The 13,839-nt window shown below is 62.8% G+C and carries 12 protein-coding genes; 7 read left to right on the top strand and 5 right to left on the bottom strand.

Translation table 11 applies throughout. The features are described from left to right. The first annotated feature begins 44 nt into the window (after positions 1–44). The 3 genes from NCR40_RS04505 (at position 45) to NCR40_RS04495 (ending at position 3,305) form a co-directional block, all read left to right on the top strand. Positions 45–1,646, top strand: a complete 1,602-nt coding sequence (locus NCR40_RS04505; RefSeq protein ID WP_250508834.1) for an L-lactate permease — start codon at positions 45–47, stop codon at positions 1,644–1,646. A 97-nt stretch (positions 1,647–1,743) separates the two neighbouring features. Then, entirely contained in the window at positions 1,744–2,661 is a 918-nt protein-coding gene (locus NCR40_RS04500; RefSeq protein ID WP_250508833.1) for a DMT family transporter, read from the top strand. Between the two features lie 119 nt (positions 2,662–2,780). After that, positions 2,781–3,305 (top strand): hypothetical protein, encoded by a 525-nt coding sequence (locus tag NCR40_RS04495; protein WP_250508832.1) that lies wholly within the window; start codon positions 2,781–2,783, stop codon positions 3,303–3,305. 44 nt (positions 3,306–3,349) lie between these two features. Here the strand turns inward: NCR40_RS04495 and arfB are convergent, their stop codons facing one another. Next, positions 3,350–3,757 carry an alternative ribosome rescue aminoacyl-tRNA hydrolase ArfB gene (gene arfB / locus NCR40_RS04490; protein ID WP_250464280.1) on the bottom strand — a complete coding sequence of 136 codons (408 nt, stop codon included), beginning with the start codon at positions 3,755–3,757 and terminating at the stop codon, positions 3,350–3,352. 212 nt (positions 3,758–3,969) lie between these two features. On the opposite strand from arfB, the gene NCR40_RS04485 reads away from it, so the two are divergent. Beyond that, on the top strand, positions 3,970–6,636 hold the full coding sequence (locus NCR40_RS04485; protein ID WP_250508831.1) for an FUSC family protein: 2,667 nt from the start codon (positions 3,970–3,972) through the stop codon (positions 6,634–6,636). Positions 6,637–6,645: 9 nt separating this feature from the next. On the opposite strand, the gene NCR40_RS04480 is transcribed toward NCR40_RS04485, so the two are convergent. Together NCR40_RS04480 and NCR40_RS04475 are read right to left on the bottom strand one after the other, a co-directional pair. Further along, positions 6,646–6,879 carry a hypothetical protein gene (locus NCR40_RS04480; protein ID WP_244827554.1) on the bottom strand — a complete coding sequence of 78 codons (234 nt, stop codon included), beginning with the start codon at positions 6,877–6,879 and terminating at the stop codon, positions 6,646–6,648. Positions 6,880–7,281: 402 nt separating this feature from the next. Beyond that, entirely contained in the window at positions 7,282–7,749 is a 468-nt protein-coding gene (locus tag NCR40_RS04475) for an Lrp/AsnC family transcriptional regulator (protein WP_244827553.1), read from the bottom strand. Positions 7,750–7,881: 132 nt separating this feature from the next. Here NCR40_RS04475 and NCR40_RS04470 point away from each other — a divergent pair, with 132 nt between their 5' ends. Further along, positions 7,882–8,460, top strand: coding sequence for a cysteine dioxygenase family protein (locus tag NCR40_RS04470; RefSeq protein WP_250508830.1), 579 nt, complete (start codon positions 7,882–7,884; stop codon positions 8,458–8,460). Between the two features lie 13 nt (positions 8,461–8,473). On the opposite strand, the gene NCR40_RS04465 is transcribed toward NCR40_RS04470, so the two are convergent. Continuing rightward, positions 8,474–11,011, bottom strand: a complete 2,538-nt coding sequence (locus tag NCR40_RS04465) for a mechanosensitive ion channel family protein (protein WP_250508829.1) — start codon at positions 11,009–11,011, stop codon at positions 8,474–8,476. 96 nt (positions 11,012–11,107) lie between these two features. Then, complete coding sequence (locus NCR40_RS04460; RefSeq protein ID WP_250508828.1) at positions 11,108–11,587, bottom strand: BCAL1086 family glycoprotein; 480 nt, start codon at positions 11,585–11,587, stop codon at positions 11,108–11,110. Positions 11,588–11,914: 327 nt separating this feature from the next. On the opposite strand from NCR40_RS04460, the gene NCR40_RS04455 reads away from it, so the two are divergent. Both NCR40_RS04455 and NCR40_RS04450 read left to right on the top strand, forming a co-directional pair. After that, positions 11,915–12,280 (top strand): hypothetical protein, encoded by a 366-nt coding sequence (locus tag NCR40_RS04455; protein ID WP_250508827.1) that lies wholly within the window; start codon positions 11,915–11,917, stop codon positions 12,278–12,280. 530 nt (positions 12,281–12,810) lie between these two features. Continuing rightward, complete coding sequence (locus NCR40_RS04450; RefSeq protein ID WP_244827547.1) at positions 12,811–13,680, top strand: IclR family transcriptional regulator; 870 nt, start codon at positions 12,811–12,813, stop codon at positions 13,678–13,680. Positions 13,681–13,839 lie beyond the last annotated feature (159 nt).

Below are 13,839 nucleotides of genomic sequence, written 5' to 3'. Positions count from 1 at the left end.
GAAGACCGCGGCATCCATCCAAGAATAGAGACACAGGAGACCCGATGTTCCATCAGATCCTCACGCCTATCGCGGGTTCGCTCGCGCTCTCCTTCATCGTTGCCGCGTTGCCTATCATCGTCGTACTCGTCATGCTCGGCTGGGCGCGCCGTCCCGCGTGGCAGGCTTCGCTTGCGGGACTGATCGTCGCGTTGATCATCGCGATGGTAGGCTGGCACTTCCCGGTTGGACTCGCGCTCGACTCCATCGCGGCCGGCGCCGTGTTCGCGCTCTGGCCGGTGATGTGGATCGTGTTCTCCGCGATCCTGCTCTACAACGTCGCGCAACGCTCGGGACGCTTCGAAGCGTTTCGCGTGTGGATGATCGACAACCTGCCGAACGACCGGCGCATCGTGCTCGTGGTCATCGGCTTTTCGTTCGGCGCATTGCTCGAAGGCATCTCGGGCTTCGGCACGCCGATCGCCATCACGAGTTCGCTCTTGATCCTGCTCGGCTTTCCGACGCTCGAAGCGCTCACGTTCACGCTGATCTTCAACACGGCGCCAGTCGCGTTCGGCGCGCTCGGCGTACCGATCACCGTGCTCGGCGCGGTCACGCACTTGCCCACCGATGCGCTCGCCAAGATGGTCGGCCGCCAGTTGCCGTTCTTCGCGTTCTTCCTGCCGTTCTATGTTATCGGTATCTACGCGGGCTTTCGCAACATGCTGCGCGTGTGGCCCGTGCTGCTCGTCTCGGGCGGCGCGTTCGCGTTGACGCAGTATGTCACGTCGAACTACATCAGCTATTCGCTCACCGATGTCCTCTCCTCGCTCGTCTCGCTGATCCTCACCATAGCGTTCCTGCGCGTCTGGAAGCCCGCGCCCGACGAACGCTTCGCGGTGAACGTCGATCGCCTTGCCAACGCGCGCGGCAACGTCTCGGCCGCTCAGGGATGGATGCCGTGGATCGTCGTCTCGGTCGTGGTGATCGTCTGGACGGTAGCCAAGATCTTCCTCATCGGCGACGTGAAGGTCCCGTGGCCGGGGCTCGACAAGGCGGTCTACATCACGCTCTACAATCAGCCCTACGGCGCGATCTGGGACTTCCAGCCGCTCGCCACCGGCACGGCGATTCTCGTGGCGGCCATCATCACCGCGCTCCTGGTAAAGCTGCCGGCAAGCGAGTTCGGCCACGCTATCGTCGATACCTGGGTGCAAACGCGCATTGCCATCTTCACGGTGGCGACCATCGTCGGGCTCGCGTATCTCATGAACTACTCGGGCATGAACTACACGCTCGGACTCGGGGTGGCCTCGGTCGGGCCGTTCTTCCCGCTCGTGTCGGCCTTTCTCGGCTGGGTGGCGGTGTTTCTCTCAGGCAGCGATACCTCTGGCAACGCGCTCTTCGGCAACCTTCAGGTGGTCGCCGCTCATCAACTCAATCTCAATCCTGTGCTGATGGCCGCGACCAATTCGTCCGGCGGCGTGATGGGCAAGATGATCTCGCCGCAAAACATTTCGACGGGCGTCGCCACGACCGAACTCAAGGGCAAGGAAGGACTCGTCTTCGCGCGCACCTTCAAGCATTCGATTCTGCTCACCATCATTCTCGGCATTCTCGTGTGGCTGCAGCAGAACGTGTTGACGTGGATGATTCCGCCACATTGATTGTTCCTTGCGGTCTCATCGGCGCGATGACCAGCGGCGCGCGGCGCGGTGCTAACATGCGCGGACTTTTCCTTGGAACACTGAAGTCCGCATCGTCATGTCACCCGTCAATTTGTTGCAACTCGTCTGTCTCGCCGCGCTCTGGGGCGCGTCGTTTCTCTTTATCCGCGTGGGCGTCGCCGAGTTCGGCGTCGCGCCGCTCATGGCCTTGCGCGTCGGCATCGGCGCCGTGTTTCTCGTCGCCATGCTGCTCGGCCGCCGCCAGTTTTCGAGCAGTCTCGCGATCATGCGCAAGCGTGCGCTACCGCTACTCATCGTCGGCATTCTCAATTCGGCCGCGCCGTTCTGCCTCTTCGCTTATGCGGAGCTGACGCTTTCGGCTGGCGCCACATCCGTCATCAATGCGACGACGCCGCTGTGGGGCGCGCTCGTCGCCTATCTCTGGCTGAAGGACCGGCTCACGACCTTGCGCACTATCGGTACGGCGATCGGTTTCGCGGGGGTGCTGCTGCTCGTGTGGAATCAGATAGAGGGCTCGGCGGGATCGGGCGCGGCGGGCGTGTTGGCGGCGGCCGCGGCGCTCGCGGCATCGGCGCTATATGGTGTTGCGGGCAACTTCGCGAAAAAGTATCTGATGGACGTCGATGCCATGACCAACGCCGCGGGCAGCATGATCGGCGCGACGCTCGTGCTCGCGCCTATCGCCTTCGTCACGTGGCCCGCCGCGCCGGTCTCCGCGCCTGCATGGGCGGCGGTGCTCGCGCTGGGCGTGGGTTGCACGGGTATCGCGTACTTCATCTACTACCATCTGGTCGCGGTCGTCGGTCCCGCGCGCGCGATGACCGTCACTTTCGTCATTCCGCTCTTCGGCATTCTGTGGGGCGCGTTGTTTCTGCATGAGCGGGTGTCGCTCGTCATGCTCGAAGGCTGTGCCGTCGTCCTTGCGGGCACCGCGCTCGCCACCGGCGCGATCAAGCGCCTGCCGTTTTCAGGACGCCGCAAGCTCGTAGGCTGAACTAGACTGCAAACAGCGCAGCCGCTGCCGCAGTGCGAGATTCATCGAATTGTTCGGATGCGCGTTGCATTTCGTGCAACGCGCCGGCATGCGCATCCATGCGTTTCCTGGAGCAGACCATGCACGACTTTTTCGCGAAGGCCAGGCACGAATTGATGAAGATGCTGCCGCCCACCTTGTTCTTCTTCGTCGTGCTGCACGTGGTGATGGTCGTGCACGCGCTCATGGTGAAAGGCGCCGGCCTGTCGATTCCCGCGTCGGCATCCGTGCTCGTCGCCTCGCTCATTCTCGGCAAGGCGGTTCTACTCGCCGACATGCTGCCGTTCATCAATCGCTATCCCGAGCGCCCGCTCATCTGGAATGCGGGATGGAAAACCGTCATTTACACGCTCGTCGCGCTGGTGCTCCATTACCTGGAGCGCTTGTTCGAGTTCTGGAAAGAGACGCATAGTCTTGCGGCCGCGCACCAGGACTTGCTGGACCATCTGAACTGGCCGCAATTCTGGGCCGTGCAGATTCTGCTCGTCACGCTCGTCTTCAACTATTGCGTCTTCGCGGAACTCGCGCGCGTGCTCGGACGCGGCAGGCTTAAGACGATCATGCTCGGGCCGCTCGATGTATCTACCGCGGAGCAGCACGGCTGACGCGCCGCTTCAACTCTCGCTCGAATCCCGCTTGAACTCCCGCTTCAGTCGCCGTGCACCGGCCCGCGCCCGGCCTTGATCGCCCCGCGCCTGACCTTGCCTTCGACGCGCCGCACTTGCGAACCGCGCGTTGGCTTGGTCGCGATGCGCTTGCGGCGCACGATGCTCACGCTGCGAATCAGCTCGTCGAGCCGCGCGAGCGCCGCCGCGCGATTCATGTCCTGCGTCCGATATTCCTGCGCCTTGATGACGACCACGCCATCGCGCGTCACGCGGCTATCCGACAGCGCGAGCAGCCGCGCCTTGATGTGCTCCGGCAACGACGATGCGCGGATGTCGAAGCGCAGATGAATGGCGCTCGATACCTTATTGACGTTCTGCCCGCCCGCACCCTGCGCGCGCACGGCCGTCAGCTCGATCTCGTGCGGCGGCACGGCGATGCTGTCGCTCATCGGTGGGCTCCCTTGAAGATGTGTTCGGCGCTTTTCACGTGAGCATAACAAAGGCCGCGAGGCGCCGAAAAGCTGGCCATTCGGACGAGTTCCGAACGTAGCGCAAGTGAGTTATAAGTGCATGACAAGTGCGATAGACTCAACCCGCCTGACCGCCTGGGTCCGGAGCGTGCTTCGCCCGTGGTCATAACGAGCGTCAAACCAGGAAGTCGATGCGCTATTCGTTCGAAATCAGGAAGTTCATTTACAGCCAGTATTTCTTCGGCGGCTTGCGGATCGCTCTGGGCGTGTCCCTGCCCGCCGTGCTCATGCTCATTGTGTTTCACAATCGCGAGCTGGGCTTCACCATCGCGACGGGCGCGCTTGGCGCGTGTGTCGTCGACATGCCGGGTCCGCTCAAATACAAGCACAACGAGATGCTCGCGTGCACGGTGATCGGCTTCTTCTCGGCGCTCGCCACGGGCATTGCGACGGCGCATCCGTTGACGCTATGGCTCACGGTCGTGCCGCTCACCTTCGTGCTCTCGCTGATCGTCGTCTATGGCAACCGCTGGCCGCAGATCAGCTTCGCCACGCTCTTCATGATGGTCGTCACGCTCGAAGAGCACTTCACGCCGATGCAGGCGCTCGTCAACGCGTCGTGGATCTTGCTGGGCGGCCTCTGGTACACGTACTGGGCCACGCTCGTGAGCCGGCTGCTCGTGTATCGCATCGAACAGCAGGCGCTGGCGCAGAGCATCTTCAGTTGCGCGGAGTATTTGCAGGCGCGCGCCGAGTTTTACGACAACGACGCCGATCTCGACGAATGCTACCGAAAGCTCATCGAAAAGCAGATTGCGGCGGTGGAGCAACAGGAAGCCGCGCGCGACATCGTGCTGCGCAATCTGCCGAAAGTAAAAAGCCGCAAGCTCGACGCGCGGCGCGCGCGGCTTTTCAATCTGTTCATCAACGTGGTGGATTTGCACGAGTTCTTCGTCGGCGCGCATACGGACTATCCGCTCGTGCGCAAGACGTTCGCGGGCTCGGACGTGCTGATCTTTTATCGCGACCTGATGCGCAAGGCGAGCGCGGATCTCGAGGAAATCGGCTTGGCCGTATTGCAGAACAGTTCCGCGCCCAGGCAGATCAGCATGAAGGCGGAGCTGCGCGCTATCGAGTACGAACTCGAACTCATGCGCAAGCACGGCATGCCCGAGAAGAACGCCGAAGCCTACGCGGCCGCGGCGGCGGTGTTCCGCCGTTTGTGGAGCGCCACGCGCCTGATCGACAAGATGCGCCGCCGCACGCGCGATGACGCGAGCCTGATCGAAACCGAAGTGCAGATCGACCATGCGTTGTCGCGTTTCATATCGAGCCGGCGCGTGCCGTTCATGCAGATTTTCTCGAATCTCACGATGGCCTCGCCGAGCTTCCGGCACGCGCTTCGGGTCACGATCGCGGTGGGCATCGGCTTTTGGCTGGGACGGCTCTTGCCGCTCACGAACGCGTACTGGATCGTGATGACCACGGTCATCATTCTGAAGCCTGGCTATTCGCTCACGAAGCAGCGCAACACGCAGCGGATCATCGGCACGGCGATAGGCTGCGCGCTGACCATCGCGCTGATTCTGCTCGTGAAGGAGCCGCACATTCTGCTCATCGTGATGTTCGCGTCGATGGTGATGAGCTACAGCCTGCTGCTCTTCAACTATGCGGCGAGCGTGGTGTTCACGTCGTCGTATGTGCTCTTGATGTTTCATCTGCTCGCGCCGGGAAGCATGCGGCTGATCGGCGAACGGGCTATCGATACGGTGGTTGGTTGCGCGATTGCAATCGCGGCGAGCCATCTGTTCCCGTATTGGGAATATCGGCTGATGGGCAAGCTCGTGAAGGATCTGCTTGGCGCGACGCGCAATTATCTCGAGGCGAGTTGGTGGTGGAAGGCCAAGAGCGCGAGCGCGGGGCAAGCGGAGAGTAAAGCGCGTGGCGGTGCGGGTGCGGGTGCGGGTGCGGGTGCGGGTGCGGGTGCGGGTGCGGGTGCGGGTGCGGGTGCGGGTGCGGGTGCGGGTGCGGGTGCGGGTGCGGGTGCGGGTGCGGGTGCGGGTGCGGGTGCAAACACGCGCACGCAAGATTCGATTGCACCGGCCGCCGTCGCCACGGCCACCGCGACACAGACGCTAGACGACGCCGCCGTATCGAGCATCGTGATCGCGAAAGAAGCCGCCAACGAATCCACCGTCGACACTCCCGCGCTCGATCCGAATCTCGTGACGGCATCGGCGGTACGTGCCGCGAGCGCAACGGCGGAAAAGCTGTCGTCGGTGAGCATCGGCGAGAGCACGGCGGCGACCACCAGCAAGGGCGCATCGGCTGCCGCGACCGTCGCCGCCACCGCGCTGGACCGCGACTTCCGCTACCGGCTCGCGCGCAAGAACGTGCACATTGCGTTCGCCAATCTCGCGCAAGCGTTCCAGCGAATGATGCTGGAGCCCAAGGCGCAGCAAAAATACGTCGCCGAACTCAACGATCTGCTCGTGCAAAGTCACGTGCTCGCGTCGCAGATCACGGCAGCGGCGCCGCTTCTGCAAACGATCAACGAAGCCGAAGGTCAGGCGTTCGAGCCGTTGCAACGGACTTTCGGAATCGTGCGCGACAATCTGTCCGATGCACAGGGCGCGCTGCCGGAGCCCGCGCGCGAAGAAGCGACATCGGCGAATGCGGACGACATCAAGGAACTGCGCCGTGAACTCGACGCCATGGTCACGAACGCCGAACGCACGCAGGCGTTGCCCGCCGATGCGCTTCACGATCTCAAACTGCTTGCGCATCAATGCAAGCAGATGCTTACGGCGTCCGCGCTGATCAGCAAGGATGCGGCGCAGATTCGCTTGCCGGTTTGAGGGGCTCGGCTACTGCGACGCTCCGATCGCCGGCACGGCCGGCCGCGCATCGCTCGCTGGCGAAGGCGTCGCGTTCTGTTGATCGAAGTCGCGCTTCTCGCGAATCGCGTTATACGCGAGCGTGCCGATCACGAGCAACACCACGACGACGATGAACGCGCCGACGCCGAATGTCGGATTCTTCTTCTTGGGCGCGCCGTTGCGGGTACTGTCCGGGCGGCGGTCGTTGCGGTCATCGGTCATGGCGGATGTTGCGTCTCCTGGCGCGTTTCGTCATCAACCCGTGATAGTACCCGCACTGGTTTTCAGTTGCGTTGCGCCGACCGTTCCTCGATCTGCCGCATGTCCGCGCGCGCCGTTTCGGAAGACGGCCAAGCACCGCGAAATTCTTTGCTGCACGGTCCCGCTTGAGGGGCACCGCGTCACCGGCCATACTTCCTTCGATTCCATGCGCGTCTGATTCCGGCCGGGGCAGTAAGGGCTAGACCGGAATACCTAGTGACTGGACGCGTTACGCCGCCCTCCACGGGCGGCTTTTTTTTGGCGAATCGATCATGCCGCGCCTTCTACAGGCAGGCGCTTGGTGCGGACTGAAGTGGCATGGCGCGGGCAAGCGCCAACCGCCATCTGAAAACGAGTCACGCCTCAGGATTCGAGCGTGGGACGCACCGGCAATGCGGTCGAATACTTGATCTGCTCCATCGCGAAGCTCGAACTGACATCGTAGAGCGGCACGGCGCGAATGAGCTGCTTATAGACGCGGTCGTAATCGTCGATATCGGATACCACCACGCGCAGCAGATAGTCCGTCTCGCCACTCATCCGATACACCTCCACGACTTCCGGAATGTCGCGCACGGCGCGCGTGAAGTCCTCGGCCCAGATCTGCGTATGCTGATTCGTGCGTACCGCGACAAACACCGTGGTGCCGACACCCAGCTTCTTCGGATCGCATAGCGCCACCTGTGCGCGGATCACGCCGGTTTCCTTCAAGCGCTGCACGCGCTTCCAGCACGGTGTTTGCGAAAGATTCACGCGCTGCGCAAGCTCGGCGATAGGCATCGTCACGTCGGTCTGCAGCAATTCCAGCAGCTTGCGATCGATAAGGTCCATTCCCACAGCGCACCCCCGATAGGAAATTATTCTATTTTTGGTTCTTCGAGCAGAATTATATGGAAACTAATTCTGGGCGCAAGCCGGTATAAATGTTGTTCGCGAAACACAACGAAAACCGGTGCCGTCATCATGAAATTCGAAGCGTTCAGCCGCCTTTCGCGGCCTCGGGATCAAGCGCCGGCGTCGCTACGCGGCGGTTCGGCGCTAAACCGGCTCTGCGATGAAATCGATGCCGCCTTCCATTCCGCCGATGCCTTGTCGTTCGGATGGCGCGTGCGTGCGGCTCTGCGGCGCGCTTCGTCCGATACGAGCCTGCTGCGTCTCGATCAGCGTGAGAGCGGCGCGCGCGGCTATCGCCGTCATCTGCTGGCGGCCGATCCGCTTGCCCGCTACGCCATCGCCGCGCTCGTCTGGGAGCCGGGACAGGCGAGTCCGGTGCACGGTCATCGAACGTGGTGCGGCTATGCGGTGATCGACGGGACGCTTGAAGAGACGCTTTATCGCTGGGACGCGCCTTCGGCATCAGCCATCGAAACGCGGCATCATGCGCGCGAGGCCGGCGACGTCTCCTTCGTGCAGGCGGGCCGAGGCGCGATTCACCGCCTGGGAAATCCCGCCGATGCCACCGCGCGCGCGATCTCGCTGCATATCTACGGCGTCGCGGGCGACGAGATTGCCACGCACGTGAACGACTTGCTTGCGGCCTGACGACGAGTTCGTCTCAACCCTTGCCTGGCTCCGCCGTGGGAATCTGCGGCGGAATTTGCACCGACTGGTCCGTCGGCGGCGGCGCGGGACGCGGTTCGTGCGAGACATCGCGGGCCTTCGAGGGATCGGCATCCACCAATTCCTCGTCTTCGAGCAGCCGCTCCTCGCCCGTCCAGATGCGCTGCGCGCGGCCATCGGCGTGCGGCTCGAACGCGGCATGCAGGTCGGTGCGGCTCATCTGCACATGCATCCGCGGCACGGGAATCTCGATGCCCGCCTCGTCCATCCGCCGCTTGATGCGCAGATTGAACGCCCGCGCCACACTCCATTGCTGCAGCGGCCGCGTCTTGATCTGCCCTTTTACGACCATCCAGTTCGGATCGAAACGGTCCAGTCCCCAGACCTCCACCGGACCCAGCATCTCGCGCCGATAGCGCAGATCGTCCATCAGCTCGACTCCGACTTCGCGAATCATTTGCGTGATTTCGTCGACATCCGCCGAAAACGGCATGCGCACTTCGAACACGGCGTAGGCGAAGTCGCGCGACAGGTTCTTCACCGTCTTGATCTGCGAGAAGGGAATCGCGTGGATTGCGCCCTGGCCGTCGCGCAGGCGCACGGTGCGGATCGTCAGACTTTCGACGATACCCGCGTGGCCGCCTTCCACCTCGATCGAATCGCCGACGGAAATGGTGTCCTCGATGATGATGAAAAGCCCCGTGATCAGATCCGCGACCAGCGATTGCGCGCCGAAGCCGACCGCGAGCCCGATCACGCCCGCGCCCGCCAGCAAGGGCGTGACGTTCAGGCCGAGATTGGCCGCGGTGACGATGCCCGCGATCATCAGCAGCACGACGAACACGACGTTGCGCACGAGCGGCAGCATGGTGCGCGCGCGCATGCTCGGGCCGCGCGTGCCGCGCCGCGTGGAATCGGGCCGCAACGTCTCCTGGATGGCGGTATCGATCAGGATCCACACCAGCCAGACTATGAAAAACGTCAGCACGATCATGGCGAACGCGCGCGTGATGCCGCGCGCCGCGACGCTCTCCTCGGCCATGTGTGCGAGCGAAAAACCCCAGAAGCGCGACGACAGTTCGAGGAATACGAGCCACACGCCGGTCACGATCATCGTGCCGACGAACTTTACGAGCCGCCGCACGTAAGCCGACTGGCGGCGTGGCTTCTGCGACTTCGGCCGCGTGATGCGGATCACGATCGCCGACAGGAAGAACGCGACGACGAGCAGTCCGGCGGTCGCAATCGCCATCTGCAACACGTTCTCTGATGTACCGATGCCCGCGAGCGTCGCGACCACCGACGCCGACGCCAGCAGCAGCAACGGCACCTGCCACAACGAAGCGACCACTTCGAAGGTCTCGGTCGCGGCCTTGCGCGTGTTGCGCTGCTCGTAGGTGCGGCTGCGGATCAGATGCGCGACCGGCCGCTGGAACGCCAGCGCGAAATACGCGGTAAGCGCCGCCGCGCCCATGTTCGCGAAGGTCGAGATCAGGGCGGACAGATTGGTGCCGAGTTGCTGCGCGACGTCGTAGTTGGCGGCCGCGTCGCCGAGCGCACCGAACGTGCCGATCAGGAACAGGAGCCGCCGCGCGCGGATGATCAGCACGTTCACCGCCACGCGCCGGTGCGCCGAGCCGAACAGCGAAAACATGATGAGGCAGATCGCCGAGAACACCGCGCCCGCCACGATGGCGTAGGCCGTGACCATCGCGAGCGTGCGGCCGAGCGAAAGCGGCATCATGCGCACGAAGGCCAGCGCGACGAGGAACGCGAACAAATAAGGCGCGACGCGACGCAGCGCGAAGAGCAGCAATTCGCGCGTGGTCGGGTTGGAATGCAGTCCGGCCTGGATGCCGTAACGCGCGTGGACCTGCCGCTGCACATAGACGAGGACGAACGCGCACGCGCCCCAGCCGACGAGCATCGCGAAGTAATTGAAGAGCGTGCGGCCGAACGGCTCGCGGCTCTGGCTCGTGACGATGGTGAAGAGTTCGTTGCCGGCCGCGTTGAAGCGCCCGCCCCAGTACGCGATCGGCGTTTTGCCGCGCTTCACGTCGGCTTCGATGTTCGTGAGCGCCGATGCTATCGCGCCCAGCAAGCCCGCGTTCTGCGCCATGCTCGCCACGACCGACGATGCCGTCGACGGCGTGGCCGCGGGCGCGCTTGCGCCTGACGCAGCGGCTGAATCGACCGCGCCCGATGCCGCGCCAGCCGTCTCGGCCGCGCGCTTGGCTTCGCGCAGTTTCTTCAGTTGCGCGACGAGCGCGCCGCGCTGTCGATCGCTGTCGAGCGTCGAGATGACCGTATCGAGCGAGCGCACCATGTCGGCATCCGATACGGCCGGGTCCGTCACGCCGGAAGCCGCATCGGGAGCGGATGCGGGTGCGGCGGGCTTGATCAGTTCCTCGAACGAAGGCAGCGTGAGCGCCGGAGCCGCGAACGCGGCGGGCGTAAAAAGCGCAAGCGCGGCCATCCAAAATATCGCGACGATCGCCAGCGCGCCGTCATGCGCGAGCTTGCGTGACTTCATAACTGTCTCGATTTCCGAAAGACCGCCAGTTTAGCGGCTGCGGTGAAGGCATCGGCCGAATCGGACGTAACGGAATGTTAAGTCGACGCCGGCTGCTTACTTGTCCATTTCCGTGCGGGCGCCGCTCGTGTCGGTGGTCGGGCTCGCGCCCGAAGTGTCCGACGTACCCGCGTTACCCGCCGTGCCCGATGCGCTTCCGTCCTTCGACCAGTCCTGCAACTTGCGGCCCGCGTTCTGCAAACCGGCGCCCGTCGCGCTGGCCGCGTCGGTGATGGCGGCGTTGGTCGCGCTCGCCGCGTTCTGCAGATTCGCACGCGCCGTCGCCGCGACGCTGCTCGCGGAGATGTCGGGCATCGAGCCGGCGTTGTCGATGTTCTGCTGAGCTGTCTGTTTGGCGGAATCGACCTTCTGGCCGACGTAACTCGCCGCCTGATCGAACTTTTGCTGGGTCTGGCTCGCGAGGTTGTTGAGCGCGCCCGCCGCCTGTCCTGCCGATGCATCGTGCTTTTCGCACGCGGCAAGTACACCGAGCGCGGCGAGCGCGATCCCGATTCGGGTCATGGGCGAAGTCTGCATGGTCGTTCCTTCCAGATGTGGTGCCTGAGTGCTGCATGAATCTCGATGCGAAGTCCGCACGCCTGAGCGCGATTTGTTCCTCTTGGAAATGGCGCTCATCATACGCTGACCCTGGATGGCAACGTTTTGAGCGCATTTTGCCTAAGCGCGAAAGCTCGAATTGGCACTTGGAAAAGAAGCGTTTTGTAAAGCTTGCATCACGAGGGAACCTTGGGAAACCCTTACCAGCTCTTCTCGGCTTTGCCTAACTTTTGAACACCCTCTAACTCCCTGCGAATGTAATAGAGTTTTCCCTCTACATTTAGGACACTTCTGGTTTTGAGAGGCATGGGACTCGCATATATTCACCGCCAGTCCACATCTCTTCGCGCCAACGTTGCCCCCATGCTTTATATGAATTTCGTCGTGGCCCTCTTCGCCGGGGTCCTGATTTTCGAGCCTTTCACCCGTCCTCCTGTTTCCCGCTTCACCACGCACCAGATGCGCCGCAGTCTGGCCAAGCGCGCCTACTATCAAGCGGCGGCGGCATTTTTCGCGGCGCTTTTGATCGCCACCAGTCAGCCAGCGCCCGAACGCATTTCGCCGGTATTCGTTTTGAGCGTCGCGTTGCTTTTGTTACTTGCGAGCGTGTACTGGATCATGCGCGGCAAGCGCCTGCTTCGGCAGCGCCGTGTGTTCAACGAATTCGATTGAATCGACTCACCGGCGGCGCATCGCGCGCCGCTATCGGTCCACGCGCCCGGCCTTCGAGAGCGCGCCTCGCCCTCTTCCAGCGTCTCCGCAACCCTTCGCGCCGAAGCAAACTTGCTTCCAGTCCGACGCCATTTCTGCTTTCAGCGTATATTCAGTGCGTTTGTTACCGCAAACATAGGGCGAAAAAAAAGGCGCTATGTTTCCATAGCGCCTTAAAAGTTCTAGCCATTCCGAGGGCCGTGCTAGAACCTGAGAGCCGGTCATTCAAGCGGGGAGCGGAAAGCAACTGTGCACGTCGCCCCACCAGTTTCGAAATTCGGTTCCATTTTTTATGGGATTGCTGCCCAAGTCAAGCAAAATCTCCGGCGCAGAACTTCTGCCCAAGGTAATCTTTGCAAACCCCTATCAAGAGAAATGTTTCATTCCGTCTGCTGCTTATCGATGAGAGGCTTGCACCGCTTGCAAGTTTAAGTGGCATCCGGGTTATTTAGCGTCAGTCCGCATCCGAAACTACGTTTCAGAAAATAAGAATGCACACATTAAAAAGCCGGCTACCAGACCGGGAAAAACCGAGAGAAAGAGAGGGCGAAGAAGTCACGGCGCTTGCGCGCGGTCTGGACGTTCTACGCCGTATCGCTGCCGCCGATGCCCCTGTCAGCAACCGAGAGCTGACCGAATGGACCGGCATTCCCAAACCTACCGTGTCGCGTATCACAGCAACGCTCGTCGGCGCAGGCCTGCTGCTGCGGCTGCCCGACAGCGAGCGTTTCGTGCTGACCGCCTCTGTTCTGGAATTCAGCAACGGATTCTTACGCAATTTCGATATTCGTGCTCGTGCGCGCCCCTACCTCATCGCGCTCGCCGAGGAAACCAGCCTGTCGGTGCATCTGGCGGTGCGGGACCGGTTGGAAATGGTCGTTATCGATGCCATCCGTCCGCGTTCGGCCGTGCTCGTCTCACGTCTCGAAGTGGGCGGAAGGATGGACCTGACCCGTACCGCCGTGGGGCGCGCGTACTTGTCCGTGCTGTCGCAGGCGGATCGCGAAACGCTCATCGGTAGTCTGCAGATCGCATCCGGCGACGACTGGCCGCTCATCGCGATGGGACTTCGGCACGGTATCGAAGACACGCATCGCAATGGCTTCGCGGTTTCGATCGGCGAATGGCATCTGGGGCTCAACGCGGTCGCGGCGGGCTTCATCGGTCCGTCGGAAGAGCGTTACTCCGTGAACTGCGGCGGCGCGGCACATCAGTGTCCCGAAGAGACGCTCATCGAAACAGTCGCGCCCGCGCTGTTGCGCTGCGTGAGCCAGATCGCGCACGAGATCGGCGGCACGTCCGGCGCCGCATCGGCGGCCATCGCGATGGCTGCCTCTACGGACTTGCGCGCCACCGAGTAGACTTGACACCCCTGACGTATTGGCCGGCCGACCCATCGACGGGTTCGGCCGGCCTGCGCTCGCATCGTGCGAAAGCCATGTCAGGCCGCGTGTAACACTCGTAATCAGCCGAAAGAAAGGTAGGTGGACGGGCCTCGATGCGGGACGTAGCATCATGCT

This window comes from Caballeronia sp. GACF4, from assembly GCF_023631025.1.
Classification (GTDB): Bacteria; Pseudomonadota; Gammaproteobacteria; order Burkholderiales; family Burkholderiaceae; genus Caballeronia.
Note: the sequence above shows the minus strand (reverse complement) of the source record. Positions and strands in the feature narration are given on the sequence as shown.

What these genes read in the sequence shown, in the direction of transcription:
- NCR40_RS04450 (WP_244827547.1), top strand. Translation starts at nt 12,811, where the DNA reads ATGCACACATTAAAAAGCCGGCTACCAGACCGGGAAAAACCGAGAGAA.
- arfB (WP_250464280.1), bottom strand. Translation starts at nt 3,757, where the DNA reads ATGAGCGACAGCATCGCCGTGCCGCCGCACGAGATCGAGCTGACGGCC.
- NCR40_RS04480 (WP_244827554.1), bottom strand. Translation starts at nt 6,879, where the DNA reads ATGACCGATGACCGCAACGACCGCCGCCCGGACAGTACCCGCAACGGC.
- NCR40_RS04465 (WP_250508829.1), bottom strand. Translation starts at nt 11,011, where the DNA reads ATGAAGTCACGCAAGCTCGCGCATGACGGCGCGCTGGCGATCGTCGCG.
- NCR40_RS04485 (WP_250508831.1), top strand. Translation starts at nt 3,970, where the DNA reads ATGCGCTATTCGTTCGAAATCAGGAAGTTCATTTACAGCCAGTATTTC.
- NCR40_RS04455 (WP_250508827.1), top strand. Translation starts at nt 11,915, where the DNA reads ATGGGACTCGCATATATTCACCGCCAGTCCACATCTCTTCGCGCCAAC.
- NCR40_RS04475 (WP_244827553.1), bottom strand. Translation starts at nt 7,749, where the DNA reads ATGGACCTTATCGATCGCAAGCTGCTGGAATTGCTGCAGACCGACGTG.
- NCR40_RS04495 (WP_250508832.1), top strand. Translation starts at nt 2,781, where the DNA reads ATGCACGACTTTTTCGCGAAGGCCAGGCACGAATTGATGAAGATGCTG.
- NCR40_RS04470 (WP_250508830.1), top strand. Translation starts at nt 7,882, where the DNA reads ATGAAATTCGAAGCGTTCAGCCGCCTTTCGCGGCCTCGGGATCAAGCG.
- NCR40_RS04460 (WP_250508828.1), bottom strand. Translation starts at nt 11,587, where the DNA reads ATGCAGACTTCGCCCATGACCCGAATCGGGATCGCGCTCGCCGCGCTC.
- NCR40_RS04500 (WP_250508833.1), top strand. Translation starts at nt 1,744, where the DNA reads ATGTCACCCGTCAATTTGTTGCAACTCGTCTGTCTCGCCGCGCTCTGG.
- NCR40_RS04505 (WP_250508834.1), top strand. Translation starts at nt 45, where the DNA reads ATGTTCCATCAGATCCTCACGCCTATCGCGGGTTCGCTCGCGCTCTCC.